Source organism: Gordonia sp. 11cp (genome assembly GCF_057767225.1).
The window spans coordinates 1,368,644-1,388,542 of the sequence record NZ_CM173437.1 but is presented as its reverse complement, the minus strand read 5'-3'; the positions used below and the strand labels follow the sequence as shown (position 1 = coordinate 1,388,542).

Here is a 19,899-nt window from a genome sequence, read left to right as displayed (position 1 = left end):
GGGATGAGCGAGGGGGCACTGCCGCGCGCGATCGACGACTTCACGGCCGGCGCCGAGCATCTGACGCAAGTGGTCGACCTGATCGGCGACGACATGTGGGACGGTCCCGGACTCGGCGAGTGGTCGCTGCGATCGCTGGTGGGGCACGCGAGTCGATCGCTGACCACCGTCGTCAGCTACCTTGCCGAGCCGAGCTCGGATGTCGAGTTGCATTCCACCGCAGAGTATTTCGCTTCCATCCGCGGCTACGGCGACCCCGCCGAGGTCCGCCGGCGCGGAGTCGACGCCGGCCTGGCACTGGGAGGCGATCCGCGAACCGGGGTGCGGGAACGTCGGGCGCAGGCCGTCGAAGTCCTTGCGGGAGCGGATGATCGTCCGCTGACGACACCGTTCGGCGGGATCATGCTGTCGGACTATCTACCGACCCGGACCTTCGAACTCGCGGTGCACGGCCTCGACATCTCCCGCGCGATCGGAGCGGATATCCCGCTACCGGCGTCGGTGCTCGCCTCGGCCCTGTCGACCGCAGTGGCGACGGCAGCACTCACCGGCCAGGGGGAGCAGGTGCTGCTCACCCTGACCGGCCGGGAGTCGGCGCCGGTGTCCGTGGTCTGAGGCTCCTCCGCGCGGGAAGTCAGCTCGCGACGTTGCTGTGGGCGACTTCGGCGACGATCGCGGCGTTGAACGCTGCCAGGTCGTCGGGTTTGCGACTGGTGATCAGAACGTTGTCACCGTCTCGACACGTCACGACCTCCTCGTCGACCCAGGTGCCGCCGGCATTGATCACGTCGGTCCGCACGCTCGGGAAGGACGTGAGCGTCCGCCCGCGGACCACGTCGGCCTCGATGAGGGTCCAGGGCGCATGGCAGATGGCCGCCACCGGCTTGCCCGCGTCGAAGAAGCTGCGCACGAATCGCACGGCGGGTTCCGAAGTACGCAGGAAGTCGGGGTTCGCGACACCGCCGGGCAGGACCAGCGCGTCGAAATCCATCACCCGAGCGTCCTCGAGGGTGAGGTCGACCGGAAAGGTGTCGGCCTTGTCGAGGTGGTTGAACGCCTGGACGGTCCCCGAGTCGGTGGACACCAGGACGGGCTTTCCGCCGCACGCCTCGACCGATTTCCAGGGCTCGGTGAGTTCGACCTGCTCGGCGCCCTCCGAGGCGACCAGGAAGGCGATCGTGGTGCCGTTGAGTTCTTCGGCCATGCTCGTGTACCTCCTATGCGCACCGCCTAGGGCAGCGGTGCCTCGTCAGGTGCGATACCCGCAGGTGTGCCGCACCAAACGGTCGTACCCCGCCCGGACCCGGCCCGACCGGGGTGTGTTGAATGTCCCCGGGTGACGACTGGGAGGTAGTGGTGGGAGGCTTCGACGGCGTCGCGACGCTGGTTCATCTGGCGCGCGGCGGACAGATCGGTGAGTCGCACGAGACCCCGCACACGCTCATCGCCGACGGACCGCATCGCACACTGCGGCGGTACGGCAGCGACGACGAGGTGGTCGCGGCCGTCGGCACCGGACGCCGGCCGGTGCTGCTGATCCCGCCGCTCGCGGTGTCGACGGCGTGCTACGACCTCGCCGAGGGACTGTCCGTGGTGCAGTTCCTGCTGTCGACCGGCCGGGTCCCCTACGTGCTCGACTTCGGCGACATGACCCGCGCCGACCGTCACCTGGGGTTCGCCGACTTCTTCGACGACATCGTCCCCGGGGCCGTCGCCGCGACGGTCGCGGACTTCTACGGCACCGACGACCGGCGTGAGTCCGGCTCGAAGTCGGGTACCGCCGACGTCGACGTGCTGGCCTGGAGCATCGGCGGGACCATCGCCCTGCTGACCGCGGCCGCGAACCCGGATCTGCCGCTGGCCTCGGTGGTCGCGGTCGGGACTCCGCTCGATTACGCCAAGGTCCCGCCCTATCCGCTGGTGAAGAACGTGATGCGGCCCGTCGGCGCGACACCGGTGAAGCTGGTCCTGCGCGCACTCGGCGGGATTCCCGCGCCGCTGGTGCGCCTCGCCTACCGAGGCACGGCGTGGCAGCGCGAACTGAAGAAGCCCGGGTACATCCTGCGCAACGCCGACGACCCCGACGCCCTCGCGCGGATGAAGGCCATCGACCGGTTCCAGGAGACGATGCCCGGCTACCCGGGCAAGGTGTCCGAGCAGATGTGGGAGAACTTCATCATGCGCGGCGAGCTGGCCGAGGGCGTGCTCGACTTCGACGGCCGCGTCGTCGATCTCGCCGAGGTCGCGGTACCGGTCGCGCTGTTCGGCAGTCACCGGGACGCGATCGTCAGCTGGGCGGCGGCCCATCACGGGGTCGAACTTCTGGCGGGGTCGCCGCACGTGGACTTCACCACCGTCGAGACCAGTCATCTCGGGCTGATCGCCGGGTCCGCCGCGGTCGAGTACACCTGGCCGCGGATCGACGAGTTCCTGAACGGACTGGACCGCCGCGACCCGTAGATGAAAAAACCTTCATCTACGACTCATGGACGGCTCACCGGAGTCCGACAGAGTCGTCGGCATGAAGATCTCACGAGTACTCGCCACCCTCGCTCTCGGTGCACTTGCGATCGCTGTCGTGACCGCCAGCTTCTTCCTCATCCGTTCGCCCGAGCCCGACCTGGCGTCCGACGCGGTGCCGGTCGATGTCGCGTCGCAGACGGCCCAGACCGCGGCGCCCAAGGCCCAGACCCCGCCGGCCCCGGCCCCGGTTCCGCAGATCCCGGCCGGTGCGCCGGTCCAGCGGGCCGTCCCGCCGAATCTGAACTCCGACGACGATGACTGGTGCGACGTCCGGGCGGTCGACCGCGACGACGACTGCGACGACGATCGCGGCGGCTGGGACGATCAGGACGACAACCGGGATGACCAGCGCGACGACTGGGACGATGGCATCGATGACGACCAGGACGACTGACGACGCCGACGGGCCGAGAACAGCCGAGAGCGTGGGTGTGCGACAGCGCCCCGCGCTCTCGGCGCGCTGGCGTATCACGGCCTGGATCATGCTCACCACGTTCCTGCTGCTGGCGGTGGTGTTCGTGGTGACCCGCAACCTGCTGCTCCGCGACGTCGACAGCCGGGCCAATCATGACGTCGCGCAGGAGGCCAGCGAGTTCCGGACGTTCGCGGCCGAGGGGGTCGACCCGACGACCACCGAACCGTTCACCTCGGTGTCACGGCTGCTGGAGGTGTTCCTGTCCCGGCAGTCTGCCGGGCAGGGCGAGGTCATGGCCGGTGTCGTCGGTGACACCGAGATCCTGGAACTGCCGGGTAATGCATGGCCGGCTGCGGGCGAGGGACCCCGGGTGCTCGACGAGCTGCGAGCTCAGACCGGTCCGGCCGGTGTGCTGATGACCGACCACGGTGAGATCCGCTGGGGCAAGGTCGATCTGGAGCCGGTCGGTGCGTCCCCGGCCGACCCGGCGGCGGCGCAGCCGGGGACGTTCATCGTCGGCATCTACACCGATCCCGGGAGGGAGTTGGTGGACCGCACGATGCGGGTCCTCGCGATCGTCGGCCTGGCCGGCATGATCGTCACCACCGGTGTCGCCTACCTGGTCGCCGGTCGGATTCTGGCGCCGGTGCGCAGCGTGCGGGTGGTCGCCGCGGAGATCAGTGAGAACGACCTCACCGCACGCGTGCCGGTCATCGGACGTGATGACGTGGCCGCGCTGGCGCAGACGTTCAACGCGATGCTCGACCGCATCGAGGACGCCTACACGACGCAGCGTCAGTTCGTCGACGACGCCGGCCACGAACTGCGCACACCCATCACGGTGGTGCGCGGTCATCTCGAGCTGTTGCCCGATGATCCGGAGGAACGACGCAAGACGCTCGACCTCGTCGACAGCGAGCTGGGTCGCATGGGGCGCATCGTCGGGGACCTGCTGCTGTTGGCGAAATCCGAGCAACCCGACTTCGTGGTGGCCAGGACGGCTGATGCGGCTCAGCTGATGCTCGACATCGAGTCGAAGGTCCAGCCGCTCGGTGATCGGCAGTGGTTGCTCATGGAGGTTGCCGAGGGGACGTGCACCGTCGATCACGAGCGGATCACCCAGGCGATGCTGCAGTACGCGTCGAACGCGGTCCGCCACACGCACGACGGCTCCGTGATCCAGCTGGGGTCACGGTTCGCCGGTGCGGGCACGCAACGCCACCTGTCGATCTGGATCACCGATGACGGTCCCGGTATCGAGCAGGAGGACGCGGCGCGGATCTTCGAACGTTTCCAGCGCGGCCGGAGCGCGTCGGCACCGGAGCACTCGGCCGGCGCCGGCCTGGGTCTGGCGATCGTGCGTGCCATCGCCGACGCCCATCATGGCGTTGCCTGGGTGCGAAGCATCCCGGGTCACGGTGCGACGTTCGGCATCGACGTCCCGGCCCCCGACAACTCGTACGCCGGCGCCGCGCAGTCGGCGCCAGGAGAAGGAGAACGGCGATGAGCCGTGTTCTGATCGCCGAGGACGACGCGAGGATCGCCTCGTTCATCGGCAACGGCTTGCGTGCGGCGGGGTACAGCACCGAGCACGTGTCCGACGGACTGTCGGCGCTCGAAGCCGTGCGCGGCGGCGGTTTCGACATGGTCGTCCTCGACATCGGTCTGCCGTCGATGGACGGGTTCGACGTGCTGTACTGCATGCGAGGCGAGGGGATCACGACGCCGGTGGTCGTGCTCACCGCCCGAGACAGCGTGAGCGACACGGTGAGTGGGCTCGAAGGCGGGGCCAACGACTACATGACCAAGCCCTTCCAGTTCGCCGAGCTGCTCGCCCGCATCCGGCTCCGGCTCGTCGACGACTCGGCCGTCGCGTCGGAGAACCTGTTGGCCGCCGGTGATCTGCGGTTGGATCTGAAGTCGCGGCGGGCGCGGGTGGGCGCGGACACGATCGATCTCACCGCGCGCGAATTCGCACTGCTGGAGGTGTTTCTCCGGCACCCCGATCAGGTGCTGTCCCGCGAGCAGATCCTCGGCCACGTCTGGGGTTACGACTTCGACCCGGCCTCGAACGTCGTCGACGTCTATGTGCGGGCGCTCCGGAACAAGATCGGCTCGCATCGACTGGAGACGGTTCGTGGCATGGGATATCGGCTTCGCGCCACCACCGATCAAAGCCGGTAGTTGCCGGGAGGTCTGCGTTCTCGGTGTGCGGACTTCAGCGTGGCGTTCGTGCGCGGAACCTGAACGCAACGGGTGACGTGTCGACCCGCACGTCGACGAAGCCGGCGTGCACCAGTCGATCGTGAAGGGACGCCGGCGGAATGGGGTTGTAGGTGTCGTTGATGTGCATCAGGGCGAACGGCGTTGTCGGGCTTCCGTCTCCGCCCACGAACACCCCGCCCGGAGCTAGGAGGCGGCGGGCCTCGACGAACAAGGCGTCCTGCAAGTCCGCCGTCGGAACATGGTGGAGCATGGCCATGGAGACGACCGACGAGTAGTCGCCGGCATCCAGGTCGGAACCCGTGGCGTCACCCTCGACGATCAGGACTCGCTCGTGGGCGGCATAGCGCCGGCGCAGATGCTCGACCAACGCATGATCGATCTCCACCGCGGTCACCGTCTTCGCGTGTGAACCGAGATACGAGGTGTTGGCGCCGAAACCGGGACCCATTTCGAGCACCGAGTCCCCGAGGAGCGCGTCGTCGAGTGCGAAGGGCAGGAGAAAGCGTCGGCTGACGAGGGCCCATGGACGAGAACGACAGCCCCAACGGTGCAGCAGGTTCATCGCCATGCGAGTTAGGATACCCTAATTCAGGGTCCCGGTGCGACGCTGAGCCAGTCGGCGAATCCCGACGGGTCGTGCCGGCCCAGTGCCCCGTGTTCGAAGAGTCCCCATCCGGTGCGGGTGGTGCCGTCGGCCTCACGGCATTCGGCGCGTCCGACGTGGTCGATCACCCCGAACGGCATGCGCCCGACGATCTCGGCGCTGGTCATGTCGTAGGTGAGGCGTTCGGTGAAGTCCGCTCCACGCCAGACGCCGTGGGACCAGTCGGGGTCGCCGCCGTATCCGCCGCCCACGTGGATCGGCACGGGGAGCAGCGAGTGGACCGTCAGCGTCACTTCTGAGCCGCCCGCGCCGGTTGTGGAGATCGTGGCGCCGGTGGGCACCCGGGTGCCGGGTGCGTAGTCGACCGAGACCCGGGGCCACCCGAGTTGCTCCACGCGCCCGTCCTTCCAGACGCGCGAACAGTCGTTGAGCGTGCGGTAACCGTCGGGGTCCTCCTGGATGATGACGACGAGCTGGAAGTCGTCGAAGGCCATCGGGACGTACAGCCACCACATGCCTTCGAACGGCGGGTCCGACGGCCGTCCGGCCGGTTCGGGCTCACCGACCGGCCGGATTCCCCACGAGCGGTCGCGGGTCCCGACCCAGGTCGACGGGTCCACGTCGATGTGTTCCCCGTCGACGGTGATCGATCCGCGCCAGCTGCCGACCTGCGCGAACCGTTGCGCGTCGAGGGTGACCTTCGTGCCCTGCCGCATCACGTGCGGCTGCTCGAGCAGGGCGTCGAACAGGCCCTCCCAGTGCAGATCCAGGGCAATGCCCTCGGTCTCGGCGACCGTCAGGTGGAGGGTGCGCAGCGGATCGTCGACGGCCAATCGATAGTTGCCGACGCGCTGTTCGAGCCGGTTGTCGTCGATGGCGTCACCGAAGTGCACAGCGGTCTGGGTGTCGGTGCCGTCGGGCCTCCGCCGCCGGATCAGGACGAAGGCGTCCTTGACGCCGAGGTTGGGGTAGTACCCGATGCCGGTGATGAGGAAGATGGTGCCGCTGCGGTCGTGCGCGTTCAGATAGGCGCGGTCGTAGAAGTTCCGGTCGCTGTTGCCCGGCCACGCGATCGGCTGCGGTAGTTGATGAATGGGATATTCGTCCATCGGTCCCAGGCCGGATCGGCTCATGCGGTCAGTCCTCCTCGAGGAGTCGTTCGAGCAATGGTCGGTGGTAGAATAGGGTGCCGTCGACGTCGTCGGGGCGTTCGAGTTCGCCGAAGTGCACGCGGCGGGCGCCGGTGCGCATGAAGACGCAGCACCACTGCACCGCGGCGTGCACGTAGAACCAGCGCAGGTCGCCCAGTTCGACGCCGGTCCGCTGCCGGTAGGTGTCGCGGACGTCGTTCTCACGCAGCAGGTCCGGCAGACCCGGGAGGCCCGCCATCGTCGCCAGTTCCTGAAAGACCCGGTGCGCGAACACCACCCAGGCGATGTCGAGTTCGCGCGGACCGGTGCGCGCCATCTCCCAGTCGAGGACCGCCGTGGGGGTGAAATCGACGAACATCACGTTCCCGATACGTGAATCACCCCAGGACAGAACGGGTTCGGTCCTCGCGACATCGTCGGGGAAGTTGTCGGCCAGCCAGGCGAGTGCCCGCTCGACCAGAGGCGACCGACCGATTCCGTCCACCGAGAAGTCGTACCAATCCCGAAGCCAGGCGAGCAGACGGGCGAGGAGGGTGTCGCCGGCGGGGAGGTCGTCGGCGAGGAAGCCGAAGTGCCGCGCCGCGTCGGGGATGGAGTGGAGGTCGGCGATCACACCGACGACCGACTCCTGGGCGCGGCGGCGGTCGGACTCGGCGGCGTTCCCGAACCAGTTGTCGCCGAACGTGTACGGCATCACGTCGGGCGGGACCTCGCCCTCACATCGGTCCATCAGGAAGAACGGCGCACCCAGCAGTGAACCGCTCGGCTCGAGGTGGTGGACCGCGGGGACCGGGACGTCGCTGAACCGTGCGATCAACCGCATCGTCTCGTACTGGTGATCCATCCGGTAGGAGCGGAAGACGGGGACGTCGGCGCTCGACGGGGCCATCCGCATCACCCAGTGCCGGGTGGGCTCCCCGGGCCAGGACACCGACACGGGGATGGTCTCCGACGACATGCCGTTGCTGTCGACGCCCGCGGCCACCGTGACCCCGGGCGCGGCGTCGGGAGTGTCGTCCTGCTCGGCCAGCCAGCGTGCGAGCGTGTCCGGGACCGAGGTGTTGTCCCGGCTGGAGCGTTGCAGATGGTCGACCTGCTCGACGGCGGGTTCGGTGGCCATGGGCACCCCCAGAGATCATTACCGACAGATTCGCTACGGTGAGTAGCGTTATGACATCAGAACGGTCGCGCGGTTCGCAGCGACTTCGGGAAATCTCCGACGGGAAGGTGGGCGATGAGCGGTGAGACGACAGGAGCTGTCTCGGGGCGTCCACGTGACCTCCGTATCGACTCGGCGGTGCTCGACGCCGCGGCGGAGCTACTCGTCGACGTCGGATACCGGAAGCTGACGATGGCCGCGATCGCTGATCGCGCGGGGACGACGAAGACCGCGCTCTACCGCCGCTGGTCGGGCAAGGCGGAGCTGGTGCACGATGTGGCGTTCTCCCGGATGGCGCGGCTACCGCCGTCCAGGGGTGCGGTCGAGGCCGATCTCCGGATCATGGTGGCGGCGGCGCGCGATCTGTTCGCCAGCCCGGTGACCCGCGCCGCACTGCCCGGGCTCATCTCGGACATGGCTGCGGAACCCGAGCTCGCGGCGCGCGTGCACGCCGGCTTCGCGGACGTGTTCGGCGCGTTGCGTGACCGGCTGGTGGTCGCGGTGGAGCGCGGCGAGGTGCACCCGGATGTGGATCCGGACCGGCTCATCGAGGCCGTCGGCGGGGCGGCGATGTTGCACGCACTGTTGCTCGACGACCGCGAATTCGACACCGCGTGGGCCGATCAGCTCAGTGCACTGGTCGTGCACGGAGTTGTCCGATGAGAACTCCGAACCCACCTACACTCGTGGGATGACCACACCGAGCATCAACACCGACGATGTCGTCGAGCAGATCCTGTCCACCTACGACGCGATCACCGTGGTCGGGGCCAGCGCGAATCCGTCGAAAGCTGCCAACGAGGTCCCGGCCTACATGAAGAGCCGGGGCTGGCGGATCATCCCGGTGAACCCTGCGGCCGACGAGATCGTCGGCGAGAAGGTGTACCGAACTCTCGCCGACGTCCCCGAACAGGTCGGCCTCGTCGACGTCTTCCGCCCGGGTCCCGAGTGCGCCGATGTCGCACGGGCGGCCGTCGCGTCGGGTGCGACCGCCCTGTGGCTGCAACTCGGAATCCGTTCGGCGGAGGCGCGGGCGATCGCCGAGGAGGCCGGCCTCCTGTACGTAGAGGACCGCTGCCTGATCATCGAGCAGCGCCGCACCGGCATCGTCCCCGGCTGACGGCAGCGGTGGCCCGGTGAACTTCCTGGACGAGCTCACGCACCAACGACTTCCGCTGTTCCTGCTGTTCGCGTCGTTCGTCGTCACGTTCATCGTCACGCGGGTGATCACGCGACTCATCCGGGCGGGCAAAGGCCCCTTCCGCAACAACGTGTCGGACGGTGTCCACGTGCACCACATGGTGCCGGGCCTGATCCTGACGATCGTCGGCGCCTTCGTCTCGGTGGGTGTCAACGGGGCGTCACCGGGCGCGGAGATCAGTGCGGTGCTGATCGGCGTCGGCGCCTCTCTGGTCCTCGACGAGTTCGCGCTAATCCTCCGTCTGCAGGACGTGTATTGGTCACCGGAGGGCCAACTCTCGGTTCAGGTGGTCGCCTTGACGGTCGCCGCGCTGGGGATGGCGGTACTCGGATTCAACCCCCTCGACGACGCGGATGTGGAGCTCGGTCCCGTCGCTCTGGTGGCCACTGTCCCGATCAACGTCGCGTGCGCGTTCCTGTGCGTGTTGAAGGGCAAGTTCTCCACGGCCATCGTCGGTGTCTTCATCCCGGTGTTCGCCTGGGCCGGTGCGATCCGGCTCGCACGGCCGCACTCGGCCTGGGCCCGCCGTCGATACTCACCGGCCAAGACGGACAAGGCCCGGGCCCGCGCGAAGCGCTTCGACGACCGCTGGGGCCGTTGGGGACTGAGTATCGGCGACCTCATCGCCGGGAAGCCCACCGATCCCGTGAGCGTGGTGGTGAAGACGCCGGACGATGCGACGGCCGCCGATGCTCGTCCCTCACCCCCGGCCTCGTGATCCGTCGGGAGGTGCGGTGACCTACGAGTACTCCTGCGAGATAGTGATGTTCGTCGTCTCGTCGAAGCATGCCTACTTCGGCCGGCCCAAGGACGGCCCGGCCGGCGAGGTCGAGACCCGCACACCAGAGTTCGTGGAGGTCGTCGCCGACAAGGGGATTCGCGGAGACCGCTTCTTCGGGGTCCGCGCCCATACCGAGGCTGCGGTGACGTTTCTCGCGCTCGAAGCGTGGTCCGCTGCCGCCGGGGACGCCGACCCGGTTCTGGCACGGCGCAACGTCGTGGTGCGCGGGGTCGAACTCGATCCGCTGCGTGGCCGGGAGTTCGAGCTGGACTCGGGGGCGGGCCCGATTCGATTCCGCGGGGGGCGTCCTGCGCATCCGTGTTCGTGGATGGACACCGTCGCCGGCGACGGCGTGCGCAAGGCCCTGATCGGCCGGGGTGGATTGCGGGCGCAGCCGCTGACGTCGGGAACCTTGAGTCTCGGTCGTGCGGTCTTGATCAGCGATGTCGAACTCGACGCCGCGCGCGCCGCCGACCAGGTGCGTCGGGCACAGCCGTTGTAGCGGGGCAGTAGGAACGGAGACTTGGGCCCTCACTCTGGAGTTGTCAAGGGACGGACGCGGTCCCGAGCTGGGCTCGGGTGCGGAAGGTGCTACGCGAATGTGTGGGTGGGCCGAGTGTGGCTGGGCGGGTCTGGGTCAGGCGGCGTCGTCGAGTCGCATGGTTCGTCGGTTGTAGGCGGGTAGCGGTCGGCGTCGTGGGTCGATGCTGGCGGGAGGAACGAGCCAGGGATGTCGGTCGAAGCCGAGGATTACGTCCCAGCCGTGGTGATGGACCTGGGTGTGGCAGCGTTGGCAGAGCAGGCAACCGTTGTCGAGATCGGTGGGACCGCCGTCTGCCCAGTGCTCGACATGGTGAACCTGGGTATGTGACGGTGGGGCACCGCATTTGATGCAGCAGGTATCTCGCACGATGACCGCCCTGCGCAGATGTGCTGGGAACAGGCGGTGGGTGTGCCCCATCTGTAGCGGTACGCCTTCGCCGTCGAGGATGATCTCTGTCAGCGACCCGTCACAGGACACCTGTTTGGCGACGGCCTGACTGACCGGTCCGGTCCACGGCATGGTGGCGGGATCAGCGCCGGTGGCGGGGATGGTCAGCATGAGTTGGGTGCGGGGAGATCCGACACTGTCGAGTGTGGCGCCGAGTGCGGCTTGGTCGAGGATCAACTCGAACGCGTCGGCGCGGCGCTGCTCGGCAGTACGCCGATCGTCGGCGCCGTCGGGTTCGGGTCGCGGGCAGGATCGTTCGTCGATCATGGACAGGAACTTCTCGCCGGCCACCTGGGTGAGGTCGGCTCGGATGTCGACACGGCCGTCGTCGGTGGTGTGGGCATTGACCGTGTTCAGCGATGGATCGTCGGCGGCCGGGATACCGGTGTCGGTCGCGTCGGCAATCGTGGTACCGATCGCGCGGGCGTGTTGAAGCACTTGCGTCGGCGTCGCACCGGATAGTGCTTGGGCGATGAGTTCGATCTCGTACTGGGAGCGCTCATCGTCTGAAAGCGCTTCACGACAACGTTTCTCGATCTGGCTGATGCCGCGGACGATGGCATCGACGACTTCGGAGGAGAGTCGTCCGTCGGCGGCGTGACGGGCGAGGGTGGGCAGCGTCGGGAGAGCGTCGACGCTTCGCATGGCGCGTAGAGCCGCGGCGGGTGCGTAGCCCATCTCGATCAACACCTTCTTGGTGGTCCCACAGGCCTTTTGTGCGACTCCGAGTTCATCGAGTTCTGCTGCATGCGTGACGATCTGGTGGTCAACGATGTTGCGGATCAGCCGGAGGGTGTCGAGCGCGTCGAAAGTCGCTCTGCCCGTGGGATCGTCGGTGGGCGTGGTGGTCTCGATGAGCTGGTCGAGCAGGGTGGCGAGCTCTGGCATGACTCCACTGTACGGGAACATGTGTTCGGTTACGAGGTTTCTCCACAACCTATCCGCGCGGAAACCAGTGCTGTGTAGCTATTTTCGGCGACGATTCGCTTCTTGGCAACAGCAGTGCACTACAGTCACATCCGTATCACTTCTCCGCCGGAAAGCGGCGATCCTGTTGTCTGCCGGTCGCCCACGCCGGGGGTGGCAAGGTTCCGCCCCCATCCCATTCGGCTCCTCCGAACACATCCGTGGCCACCTCGACGAAACGCGCCGCAGCAGCGGACGGTTTCGAACCCCACAGCAAGCCGAGATGCGCGGTGCCGTCGACGTCGCGGATCGGAACCCCGGCCACACGTTCGTCATCCGCGACGATTGACTCACTGAGAATGCCGACTCCCATTCCGCTACAGACCAACTCGATGATCGCTTCCGGTGAGGAAGCTTCAATGGCCGGCCGGATGGGTCCGCCCGCTGAAGCCGCCGCCGCGTCGAAGACACTTCGGATGCCCGCGCCGCGGGGCAAGCAGATGAGCGACCGGTCGCGAAGCAGTGCGAGATCCACCGGCCGGCGAGGGGAGCGGCCGTCCGCGGGCATCACGGCAACGACGCGCTCGGCGATGATGGTCATGGAGGCGACTCCCGGCGGGAGTTCGCCGCCGTATCCGGCCAGTGCGACGTCGAGGCGACCGTCCTCTATCGATGCGATCAACTCGGTCGACGGCGACTCGCGGAGGCTCAGCTCGATCTGCGGGTGAGTCGTCCGGAAGGTGCCCAGGGCTGCGAACAGGGGGGCGATCGTGCACCCCTCGACCATCCCGACCGCCAGGCTCCCGCGGACCAGTCCGGCGACCTCGCTGACGGTTCGGGCGACGTCGTCGGCAGCGGCGAGCGCGCGCCGCGCTGCGGGGAGTGCTGCCCGCCCGGCGTCGGTCAGGCGGACCGTACGAGCGGACCGGTCGAAGAGGGCCGAACCGAGTTCCCGTTCGAGGGTGCGGATCTGCGCGCTGATGTTCGGCTGGGTGGTGTGCACGCGCGCCGCAGCCGCGGTGAAACTGCCTTCCGCGGCGATGGCCGCGAAGTACTCGAGCTGCCGGAGTTCCATAACTGTCAATGATAGTCGGCATCTGCAACATCACTTGGACTTATTCGGGCGTTGGGGAGACGCTGGGGGGGAACACACCGAGAGGAGCTGTCATGACCGACTACGAAATCGCACGCACGCCCGAGGATCTGACCAGGCTGTTCGTCGAGTACTCCAATGCAGGGGACGCGGACGCCGTGGCCTCCCTCTACGACGAGGAGGCTGTGATGGCTTATCCGCCCGGAGAAGTCACGCGCGGACGGGCCGCTATCCGCGACCTCTGGGCTTCGGTTCTCGCGCACCGGCCCACGTTCGTGCCGGAGCCACCGTTGCCGACCTTGATGTTCCGGGACGATCTCGCACTCACCTCGACGCCGCCGCGTGACGGCGCCGGTGCTCGCGCACAGGTGGTGGCGCGGCGATCCGACGGATCGTGGGTACGGATCATCGACCAGCCGGAGTTCCAGACGCCCGACCACTGAGACTTCGGCACCGATTTTCTGAGGCCGGATTCAGATCTCGTGCTAGCTTCGCTGTGGTGGCGGTTACACCCGCCCAGGCGACGGCGAAGAAGGGACGGATCGGCGTGGCAGTACCGGAAGCAGGCGGTGTCGCCGCGAAGATCGCATCCCGACTCGCCGGCAAGCGCGGTACCCCGATCTCGGTCGAGTCCGCGAGACTGCTGCCCGCGGGCGCGAGTCGCGCCACATACGCCGCCACCCTCGTCGAGAGTTCGGGACGGTCCGAGCCGATCATCATCCGCGCCGTCCCGGCAGCGACCGACGACGGCGGACTGCAGGCCGAGGCGCAGGTCCTGCGCGCTGCAGCCGATGCCGGCGTCCCGGTGCCGGAGATCCTCGACGCGGGTTTCGACGAAGACGGCAATGTCCTGGGGTTTCCCTATCTGGCAATGAATTTCATCGAGGGAGAGTCCATCCCCCGTCGGATACTGCGGGACGACGCTCACGCCGGTGCGCGTGCCTGCTTCGTGGATCAGTGCGGCGAGATCCTCGCCCGGATCCACCGGATCGACGTGGCCCAGACGCCCGGTCTCGCCGAACTCGCCGATCCCATCGACGGGTTGCGGGAACTGTTCCCACGCGAATTCGAGTCCATGCCCGCGGGATTGGTGCTGGCGACCCAGTGGCTCACCGACAACCGCCCCCAACCGTCACCGCGGCAATGCCTCGTGCACGGTGACTTTCGGCTGGGAAATCTCCTCGTCGGCGCCGAAGGTATTGCGGCGGTGCTCGATTGGGAACTCGTCCACCTCGGCGACCCGGTCGAGGACCTCGGCTGGCTGTGCGCGAAAGCGTGGCGCTTCGGAGGGTCGTCGCCGGTGGCCGGGATGGGAAGCCGCGACGCGCTGCTGGACGCGTATGCGCGAGAGGCGGGCTGGCGTCCCACCGAAGCCGCGCTGCGCTGGTGGGAGCTCTACGCGACCGTGAAGTGGGGACTGATCTGCGCGGTGCAGGCCGCGCGACATCTCGACGGGGTCGAACGGTCGGTGGAACTGGCCGCCATCGGACGTCGAAGTGCGGAACAGGAATTCGACGCCCTGCTCGACCTGGGCCTCGTGACACCCGAGGTGGTGCCCGATCCGCTGATCGGGTCGTCGACGCCCGACCCGAACGACGGTGTCTACGGCTCGCCGAGCGCGGTCGAACTGCTCGAAGCGGTCGCCGAGTTCCTGCGGTCCGATGCGGTGCAGGCGGAGTTGTCACCGCAGGTCCGCTTCCATACGAGGGTGGCGGGGAACGTCGTCGACGTCGTGCGTCGGCAGACACTCCGGGCGGCACAGGACGCGACCGCGAGTGCGCAACGCCTGAGTGCCCTCGGAATCGCCGACCAGCGCGCACTCTGTGACGCGCTGTGGTCCGGTGAACTCGACGGGACCGACGAGAAGGTCCGCGCCGCCGTCGTCGCCGACGTGCGGGCCCGACTCCTCGTCGCCAACCCCAAGTACTTCGCGGTCCCTCATCCGTGACCGCCGGACATCCGATCCCAACCGAGAGGGGTTCATCGTGGACTTCGCACTGCCCGAGTCGCTGAAAGACTACCTGGCCGAACTCGACGCCTTCATCGAAGCCGAGATCGTCCCCCTCGAGCAGGCCGACGACAACATCCGGTTCTTCGACCACCGGCGTGAGGACTCCCGAACAGACTGGGAGCGAGGCGGTCTGCCGAACAAGGAGTGGGAAGCGCTCCTCGGTGAGGCAAGGCGGCGGGCCGATGCCGCCGGTCATTTCCGCTACCCCTTCCCGGCCGAGTTCGGTGGCCGGGACGGATCGAACCTGGCGATGGCGATCATCCGCGAGCACTTGGCGTCGAAGGGGCTCGGGCTGCATTGCGATCTGCAGAACGAGCACGCCATCGTCGGCAACAACATCGGTCTGCTCCTGATGCTCGAATACGGCACGCCCGCGCAGCAGGAGGAATGGGTCGAAGGACTGGCCGCGGGGACGAAGTTCTTCGCCTTCGGCATCACCGAACCCGACCACGGCTCCGACGCCACCTACATGGAGACGACCGCCGTCCGCGACGGCGACGACTGGATCATCAACGGTGAGAAGACGTGGAACACCGGTATCCATGCCGCGCACCGCGACATCGTGTTCGCCCGCACCAGCGGAGAACCCGGCGATGCCCGCGGGATCACCGCTTTCCTCGTCGACCCGCAGGACCCCGGGTTCGCTGTCGAGGAGTACCTGTGGACGTTCAACATGCCGACCGACCATGCACACATCTCGCTGCGGGATGTCCGGGTGCCGGACTCCGCGGTGTTCGGCGCCGAGGGCGCCGGCCTGCAGGTCGTGCAGCACTTCTTCAACGAGAACCGCATCCGCCAGGCGGCGTCCAGTCTGGGTGCCGCACAGTACTGCGTCGACCGTGCGGTGGCATACGCCAACGAGCGTGCCCCTTTCGGCAAGAAGCTGTCGACGAATCAGGCGATCCAGTTCCCGCTCGTCGACCTGCACACCCGGTGCGCGATGATCCGGGCCCTGATCCGCGAAACCGCCTGGAAGATGGACACCCACGGGCCGTTTGCCGCGTCCGCGGAGGTCTCGATGTGCAACTACCAGGCGAATCGGCTGTGCTGCGACGCTGCCGACCAGGCGATGCAGGTGTTCGGCGGACGCGGTTACTCGCGGCACGAACCGTTCGAGCACATCTACCGTCACCATCGGCGCTACCGGATCACCGAGGGTGCCGACGAGATCCAGATGAGACGCGTCGCCGGATACCTGTTCGGTTTCATGTCGGGAAAGGCGCCCAAAGGAGTGCAGTCGTCCTGAGTAGGCTGACCACATGATCGCGGTCATCATCATCGTGGCCACCGTGGTGGTCGCACTGTTCATTCTCGGCGGCGCCGCCTGGTTCGCGTACGACTCGGACAAACGAGTGCGCACCTTCGCACGATCCACCGACCTGATTCCCGGCCGACCGGGCCGCGCGCCCGATAGCTGGGCCACCGACAACACCCGAGAAGCGCTGCTGCATCGGCGGATTCGGTATGCCATCGCGGACGTGCACGCGAACCCGGCGATCCCGCACGACGACGAACTCGTCGCGGCGCGCAACCGCCTCGACGACGCGGTCTTCGAACTCGACGACCGGCTCATCGCGTCGGTGGACCTCGGCGAGGACGAGGCGACCGAAGCGCTCGATCACGCCGAGGCGGCTGTCAAGGATCTCGAGAAGCTGCCGAAGAAGCTGTGGGAGGCTCCGCGGGAGGAGCAGCTCGCCGATCTGGACCGCGTCGCGCGCGTTCTGACGCGCGGCTGACCGCTCAGATCACCGTGGGCCGAGGCGGCGGGTCCGGCTGCGGGGGTGCGGGCTGCGGGTCGGGAGCCGGCGGCGGAGTGGGTACGGGGATCGGCGGTTCCGGTGGCGGCTCCGGGATGGGCTCCGGCGCCGGAATGGGCTCGGGCGGTGGCGGTGGCGGCGGGACCGGTTGACTCATGTCCGGACTCCTCTCGACGCGAACGTCTGGTTCGTCTGGTTTGTCTCGTGATGCCTCCACCGACGCTACGCCCGTGCCGGGGCACGGGCCACCTGATCAGTGCTAGGAGCCGGCCAGCTCCAGCAGCTTCCGGACGGTCCGCAGATTACGTCCGGTTCCCTGCACACCCAGACCGCGAGCGATGACCGGCGCGGTCAACGTCGAGCGGCCCGCACCGTCGGCGTAGCGGATGTGCAGATCGGACCCGATGACCCGGACGACGTCCTCGCCGAAGTCCTTGCGCTCGAAGGCGGTCACCTTGTCGGGCGCCGGTTCGCCGGTCAGGAAGTAGACGTAGGAGTACTTGTCGTCGACGATGTCGAACGGATGCGCGTCCAGCGCGGCACGGACCTGGTCGGTCGTGCGGCTGATGACCTCGCGGAACCAACCGTAGCGCTCCTCCATCGCGGTCTCGAGAGCGCGGTCGAACTCGTCCGGGTCGGGAGGTGGCGAACAGATCAGATTGCCCGACGCGATGTAGGTCGTGACCTCATCGGCACCGAGGTCGGTTGCGATCTGGCGCAATTCGGCCATCGGGAGTTTCGCCCCGCCGACGTTGACGGCGCGGATCAGTACGATGCGCCGGCTCACGGACGCACCTTCGACAGGTCGGTCCGCACCAGCATGACGTTGTAGTCGTCCCATCGCGAGACGACGAAGTAGAGGTCCTCTCCCGACGACCGAGGGTGGATGTAGGGCGTGTACAGGCCGCTGGACTGCCTCTGGGAGATGAGCACTCGCTCTCCGCTCCACGGTCCCACGGGTGACGGCGACGTGCGCATCATGATCGTCCCCGCGCGCTCGGTCAGCATGACGAACCGGCCGAGAAAGGCGTTGTAGGCCACCGAGATCTCGCCCACCGGACCGGCGACGATCGGCGCGGCCTCGGCCGGATTCGACGACCACGACGTGCCGCCCCGGAAGTACTGATACCGGTTGAGGTTCAGGATGTCGGCGGGACGGAACCGGGCCACGTGGGCCGAGCCGAAACGCCCATTCGGCGTGCCGTATTGGTAGATGTACTCACCGCTTCGGAGGAAGGCGCCCATCTGAAACCGGTTGTGGCCACTCGCCACCTGGGGAACGCCGGGAATCGTCAGGTCGGTGTTCCAGCGGAGGGTGTTGTTGTCGACGGTCCAGGTCTGACCATTGTTGTGCGACAGGGCGATTCCCGAGTAATTCGTGCTCCACCGGCCGGGGCCGAGCCAACGATGGATCGACATGAAGCTGACGAACTGGGTGCCGTTGACCGAGATCCCGCCGGTGGGGATTCGACCGACCTCGATGTTGCGCACCCCGACCGCGTTGAACATGGGTTGTGCCCATGTCGGATGTGCCGATGACACCGAGGCACCTGACCGGACCGATCCCGGTACGGCGTTCGGGAATCGGATTCCCTTGGCCAGATCGGAGTTCGCGTCACTACGCAGCATCGTGTTGTGCTTCCAGGCCATCTGGCCCGCGCACTTGCCCCATGTGTCGCCGAAGGCCATCAGTATCTGACCGGAGCCGTTGTCCCACGGCACGCCGACGTCGGTGGCGGTGATACCGAAACGGGTGTCGGTGCGAGCGGGACTTCGCGGACCGGTCACCCACGAGACGGCCTTGCTGGCACCGGTGAGTTTGGGGAGCGGCCCCTGTGGCTTCTTGCCGCCCGCCCGATAGCTGCCGAAGTCGAGACTGCCCCACCCGAGCTCGCTGGACCCCGAACTTCCGGTGCTCCCGACGTCTCCTCCGGTGATGCCGGTGACGTTGCAGACCGCGGCTCGCGCCGGTGCCGGCACAGCAGCGAGCACGCCGCCGGCCAGGCCGACGGCGGCAACGGTTGCGATGACGCGGCGTCGGACATGGTGGGCAGGGCGCAGACGAGTCCGGCTGCGTCGAGGCATGGACGTACCCCCTGAGGAAACGACAGTGGCGTCAGTGTTGCAGAAGTGGCACGGGGCAGCGTCGCCGATGCCAAACCGATGCCGGTGCGTGACCCTTCGACGCTCGCTCCGAATTGTCGTTCCCCGATTCCGATGAACGACGCGAGCGCTGTTCTCCGGAGGGGGGACGAGGTCGCGAGGATCAGCGGCGAGTGGCCACGGCGAACGTGCGGCGGAAGGGCAGAACGGTACCCCACTCCCGTCGCGGATAGGCCTCGGCGAAGCGTTCCTTCAGATCGGCGATGAAGCGCTTCCGGAGGTCGTCGGTGAGCGCCTGCAGGTAGGGCCGCGCGCCGGTTCCCGACATCCAGTCGAACACCGGATCCTGGCCGTCGAGCACGTGGAAGTAGGTCGTCTCCCACGCGTTGACGTGGTAGCCGCGCTCGGCGAAGAAGTCCAGGTACACCTCGGCGTCGAGACGCGGCAGCCCGCGTAGGTCGCCGAACGCCCCGACATACGGTTCGGTCACGGCGAGCTCGGCGAGAGCCGCGTGGGTCGGCGAGTCGGTGTTGTTCGGGACCTGTAACGCGAACGCGCCGCCGTCGGTGAGATAACCGAGCAGCCGGTCGATCACCTCGAGGTGATCGGGGACCCACTGGAACATCGCGTTGGAGATCATCAGGTCGACCGGCCGGTGCGGCGCCCACTGCGAGACGTCGACGGCGTCGTAGTTGGCGCGCGGGTCGGTGTTGTCGCGGATGGCCCGGTCGACCATCTCCGCCGAGTCGTCGATGCCCAGGATCTCGGCCGCCGGCCAGAGTGCACGCAGGTGCTTGGTCAGATGGCCCGGTCCGCAACCCAGGTCGACCACCGACAGCGGGTTGGTCGGAATCTGCGCGATGAGGTCGAGAAACGGCCGCGCGCGATCGTCGGCGAATTGCAGATAGCGTGTCGGGTCCCACACAGCCATGGGTCCACCCTAGACACCACTGGTGCCCGGCGCCCGAGATGTCGGGA

General features: G+C 67.7%; 23 protein-coding genes. 13 read left to right on the top strand and 10 right to left on the bottom strand.

Going from position 1 to position 19,899, the window contains the following annotated elements; genetic code table 11:
• Nucleotides 1–3 precede the first annotated feature (3 nt).
• A complete protein-coding gene (locus AC3B6C_RS06075) occupies nt 4–615 on the top strand; it encodes a maleylpyruvate isomerase family mycothiol-dependent enzyme (RefSeq protein WP_488375367.1) in 612 nt (203 codons plus the stop codon).
• Nucleotides 616–634: 19 nt separating this feature from the next.
• On the opposite strand, the gene AC3B6C_RS06070 is transcribed toward AC3B6C_RS06075, so the two are convergent.
• Nucleotides 635–1,204 carry a type 1 glutamine amidotransferase domain-containing protein gene (locus AC3B6C_RS06070; RefSeq protein WP_010844475.1) on the bottom strand — a complete coding sequence of 190 codons (570 nt, stop codon included), beginning with the start codon at nt 1,202–1,204 and terminating at the stop codon, nt 635–637.
• Between the two features lie 152 nt (nt 1,205–1,356).
• Here AC3B6C_RS06070 and AC3B6C_RS06065 point away from each other — a divergent pair, with 152 nt between their 5' ends.
• The 4 genes from AC3B6C_RS06065 (at nt 1,357) to AC3B6C_RS06050 (ending at nt 5,122) form a co-directional block, all read left to right on the top strand.
• Nucleotides 1,357–2,460, top strand: a complete 1,104-nt coding sequence (locus AC3B6C_RS06065; RefSeq protein WP_488376232.1) for an alpha/beta hydrolase — start codon at nt 1,357–1,359, stop codon at nt 2,458–2,460.
• Between the two features lie 61 nt (nt 2,461–2,521).
• Entirely contained in the window at nt 2,522–2,917 is a 396-nt protein-coding gene (locus tag AC3B6C_RS06060) for a hypothetical protein (protein ID WP_488375366.1), read from the top strand.
• Nucleotides 2,898–4,445, top strand: a complete 1,548-nt coding sequence (locus AC3B6C_RS06055) for a sensor histidine kinase (protein ID WP_488375365.1) — start codon at nt 2,898–2,900, stop codon at nt 4,443–4,445. Before AC3B6C_RS06060 ends, AC3B6C_RS06055 begins: the two co-directional genes overlap by 20 nt.
• Entirely contained in the window at nt 4,442–5,122 is a 681-nt protein-coding gene (locus AC3B6C_RS06050) for a response regulator transcription factor (protein WP_488375363.1), read from the top strand. The genes AC3B6C_RS06055 and AC3B6C_RS06050 overlap by 4 nt, the downstream gene beginning before the upstream one ends.
• Nucleotides 5,123–5,156: 34 nt before the next feature.
• Here the strand turns inward: AC3B6C_RS06050 and AC3B6C_RS06045 are convergent, their stop codons facing one another.
• Genes AC3B6C_RS06045 through AC3B6C_RS06035 form a run of 3 tightly spaced genes read right to left on the bottom strand, consistent with a single transcriptional unit; the run spans nt 5,157 to nt 8,039 of the window.
• Nucleotides 5,157–5,732, bottom strand: coding sequence for a class I SAM-dependent methyltransferase (locus AC3B6C_RS06045; protein ID WP_488375362.1), 576 nt, complete (start codon nt 5,730–5,732; stop codon nt 5,157–5,159).
• Between the two features lie 20 nt (nt 5,733–5,752).
• Entirely contained in the window at nt 5,753–6,901 is a 1,149-nt protein-coding gene (locus AC3B6C_RS06040) for an Rv3169 family protein (RefSeq protein WP_488375361.1), read from the bottom strand.
• Nucleotides 6,902–6,905: 4 nt separating this feature from the next.
• Nucleotides 6,906–8,039 carry a phosphotransferase family protein gene (locus AC3B6C_RS06035; RefSeq protein ID WP_488375360.1) on the bottom strand — a complete coding sequence of 378 codons (1,134 nt, stop codon included), beginning with the start codon at nt 8,037–8,039 and terminating at the stop codon, nt 6,906–6,908.
• A gap of 114 nt (nt 8,040–8,153) precedes the next feature.
• On the opposite strand from AC3B6C_RS06035, the gene AC3B6C_RS06030 reads away from it, so the two are divergent.
• The 4 genes from AC3B6C_RS06030 to AC3B6C_RS06015 are packed head-to-tail and all read left to right on the top strand — an operon-like array spanning nt 8,154 to nt 10,562.
• Complete coding sequence (locus AC3B6C_RS06030; RefSeq protein ID WP_488375359.1) at nt 8,154–8,741, top strand: TetR/AcrR family transcriptional regulator; 588 nt, start codon at nt 8,154–8,156, stop codon at nt 8,739–8,741.
• 28 nt (nt 8,742–8,769) lie between these two features.
• A complete protein-coding gene (locus AC3B6C_RS06025) occupies nt 8,770–9,198 on the top strand; it encodes a CoA-binding protein (protein WP_193748629.1) in 429 nt (142 codons plus the stop codon).
• A 16-nt stretch (nt 9,199–9,214) separates the two neighbouring features.
• Complete coding sequence (locus AC3B6C_RS06020) at nt 9,215–9,997, top strand: hypothetical protein (RefSeq protein ID WP_010844465.1); 783 nt, start codon at nt 9,215–9,217, stop codon at nt 9,995–9,997.
• 16 nt (nt 9,998–10,013) lie between these two features.
• Nucleotides 10,014–10,562 (top strand): molybdenum cofactor biosysynthesis protein, encoded by a 549-nt coding sequence (locus AC3B6C_RS06015; RefSeq protein WP_488375358.1) that lies wholly within the window; start codon nt 10,014–10,016, stop codon nt 10,560–10,562.
• 135 nt (nt 10,563–10,697) lie between these two features.
• Here the strand turns inward: AC3B6C_RS06015 and AC3B6C_RS06010 are convergent, their stop codons facing one another.
• Together AC3B6C_RS06010 and AC3B6C_RS06005 are read right to left on the bottom strand one after the other, a co-directional pair.
• Nucleotides 10,698–11,960, bottom strand: a complete 1,263-nt coding sequence (locus AC3B6C_RS06010; RefSeq protein ID WP_488375357.1) for an HNH endonuclease — start codon at nt 11,958–11,960, stop codon at nt 10,698–10,700.
• Between the two features lie 115 nt (nt 11,961–12,075).
• A complete protein-coding gene (locus AC3B6C_RS06005; RefSeq protein ID WP_488375356.1) occupies nt 12,076–13,032 on the bottom strand; it encodes a LysR family transcriptional regulator in 957 nt (318 codons plus the stop codon).
• A 92-nt stretch (nt 13,033–13,124) separates the two neighbouring features.
• On the opposite strand from AC3B6C_RS06005, the gene AC3B6C_RS06000 reads away from it, so the two are divergent.
• The 4 genes from AC3B6C_RS06000 (at nt 13,125) to AC3B6C_RS05985 (ending at nt 16,797) form a co-directional block, all read left to right on the top strand.
• Nucleotides 13,125–13,493 carry a YybH family protein gene (locus AC3B6C_RS06000; RefSeq protein ID WP_488375355.1) on the top strand — a complete coding sequence of 123 codons (369 nt, stop codon included), beginning with the start codon at nt 13,125–13,127 and terminating at the stop codon, nt 13,491–13,493.
• A gap of 104 nt (nt 13,494–13,597) precedes the next feature.
• Entirely contained in the window at nt 13,598–14,998 is a 1,401-nt protein-coding gene (locus AC3B6C_RS05995; RefSeq protein ID WP_488376231.1) for a phosphotransferase family protein, read from the top strand.
• Between the two features lie 37 nt (nt 14,999–15,035).
• The gene (locus tag AC3B6C_RS05990) at nt 15,036–16,307 is read left to right on the top strand and encodes an acyl-CoA dehydrogenase family protein (RefSeq protein ID WP_010844460.1); all 1,272 of its coding nucleotides are present in this window, start codon (nt 15,036–15,038) and stop codon (nt 16,305–16,307) included.
• 13 nt (nt 16,308–16,320) lie between these two features.
• A complete protein-coding gene (locus AC3B6C_RS05985) occupies nt 16,321–16,797 on the top strand; it encodes a hypothetical protein (RefSeq protein ID WP_010844459.1) in 477 nt (158 codons plus the stop codon).
• Nucleotides 16,798–16,801: 4 nt separating this feature from the next.
• Here AC3B6C_RS05985 and AC3B6C_RS05980 read toward each other — a convergent pair whose 3' ends face one another.
• The 4 genes from AC3B6C_RS05980 to AC3B6C_RS05965 all read right to left on the bottom strand — a co-directional run bounded on the left by AC3B6C_RS05980 (nt 16,802) and on the right by AC3B6C_RS05965 (nt 19,852).
• Nucleotides 16,802–16,975 (bottom strand): hypothetical protein, encoded by a 174-nt coding sequence (locus AC3B6C_RS05980; protein ID WP_488358422.1) that lies wholly within the window; start codon nt 16,973–16,975, stop codon nt 16,802–16,804.
• A gap of 102 nt (nt 16,976–17,077) precedes the next feature.
• Nucleotides 17,078–17,605: a DUF1697 domain-containing protein gene (locus tag AC3B6C_RS05975; RefSeq protein WP_010844458.1), complete on the bottom strand. Its 528-nt coding sequence runs from the start codon at nt 17,603–17,605 to the stop codon at nt 17,078–17,080.
• On the bottom strand, nt 17,602–18,903 hold the full coding sequence (locus AC3B6C_RS05970; protein WP_488375354.1) for a glycoside hydrolase family 183 protein: 1,302 nt from the start codon (nt 18,901–18,903) through the stop codon (nt 17,602–17,604). The genes AC3B6C_RS05975 and AC3B6C_RS05970 overlap by 4 nt, the downstream gene beginning before the upstream one ends.
• Nucleotides 18,904–19,084: 181 nt before the next feature.
• Complete coding sequence (locus AC3B6C_RS05965) at nt 19,085–19,852, bottom strand: methyltransferase domain-containing protein (protein ID WP_488358418.1); 768 nt, start codon at nt 19,850–19,852, stop codon at nt 19,085–19,087.
• Nucleotides 19,853–19,899: the final 47 nt, after the last annotated feature.

Bases quoted from the DNA above. Each gene is read 5' to 3' on its own strand.
- AC3B6C_RS06075 (WP_488375367.1), top strand. From the start codon at position 4: ATGAGCGAGGGGGCACTGCCGCGCGCGATCGACGACTTCACGGCCGGC.
- AC3B6C_RS06070 (WP_010844475.1), bottom strand. From the start codon at position 1,204: ATGGCCGAAGAACTCAACGGCACCACGATCGCCTTCCTGGTCGCCTCG.
- AC3B6C_RS06060 (WP_488375366.1), top strand. From the start codon at position 2,522: ATGAAGATCTCACGAGTACTCGCCACCCTCGCTCTCGGTGCACTTGCG.
- AC3B6C_RS06055 (WP_488375365.1), top strand. From the start codon at position 2,898: ATGACGACCAGGACGACTGACGACGCCGACGGGCCGAGAACAGCCGAG.
- AC3B6C_RS06050 (WP_488375363.1), top strand. From the start codon at position 4,442: ATGAGCCGTGTTCTGATCGCCGAGGACGACGCGAGGATCGCCTCGTTC.
- AC3B6C_RS06045 (WP_488375362.1), bottom strand. From the start codon at position 5,732: ATGGCGATGAACCTGCTGCACCGTTGGGGCTGTCGTTCTCGTCCATGG.
- AC3B6C_RS06040 (WP_488375361.1), bottom strand. From the start codon at position 6,901: ATGAGCCGATCCGGCCTGGGACCGATGGACGAATATCCCATTCATCAA.
- AC3B6C_RS06035 (WP_488375360.1), bottom strand. From the start codon at position 8,039: ATGGCCACCGAACCCGCCGTCGAGCAGGTCGACCATCTGCAACGCTCC.
- AC3B6C_RS06030 (WP_488375359.1), top strand. From the start codon at position 8,154: ATGAGCGGTGAGACGACAGGAGCTGTCTCGGGGCGTCCACGTGACCTC.
- AC3B6C_RS06025 (WP_193748629.1), top strand. From the start codon at position 8,770: ATGACCACACCGAGCATCAACACCGACGATGTCGTCGAGCAGATCCTG.
- AC3B6C_RS06010 (WP_488375357.1), bottom strand. From the start codon at position 11,960: ATGTTCCCGTACAGTGGAGTCATGCCAGAGCTCGCCACCCTGCTCGAC.
- AC3B6C_RS06005 (WP_488375356.1), bottom strand. From the start codon at position 13,032: ATGGAACTCCGGCAGCTCGAGTACTTCGCGGCCATCGCCGCGGAAGGC.
- AC3B6C_RS06000 (WP_488375355.1), top strand. From the start codon at position 13,125: ATGACCGACTACGAAATCGCACGCACGCCCGAGGATCTGACCAGGCTG.
- AC3B6C_RS05985 (WP_010844459.1), top strand. From the start codon at position 16,321: ATGATCGCGGTCATCATCATCGTGGCCACCGTGGTGGTCGCACTGTTC.
- AC3B6C_RS05980 (WP_488358422.1), bottom strand. From the start codon at position 16,975: ATGAGTCAACCGGTCCCGCCGCCACCGCCACCGCCCGAGCCCATTCCG.
- AC3B6C_RS05970 (WP_488375354.1), bottom strand. From the start codon at position 18,903: ATGCCTCGACGCAGCCGGACTCGTCTGCGCCCTGCCCACCATGTCCGA.
- AC3B6C_RS05965 (WP_488358418.1), bottom strand. From the start codon at position 19,852: ATGGCTGTGTGGGACCCGACACGCTATCTGCAATTCGCCGACGATCGC.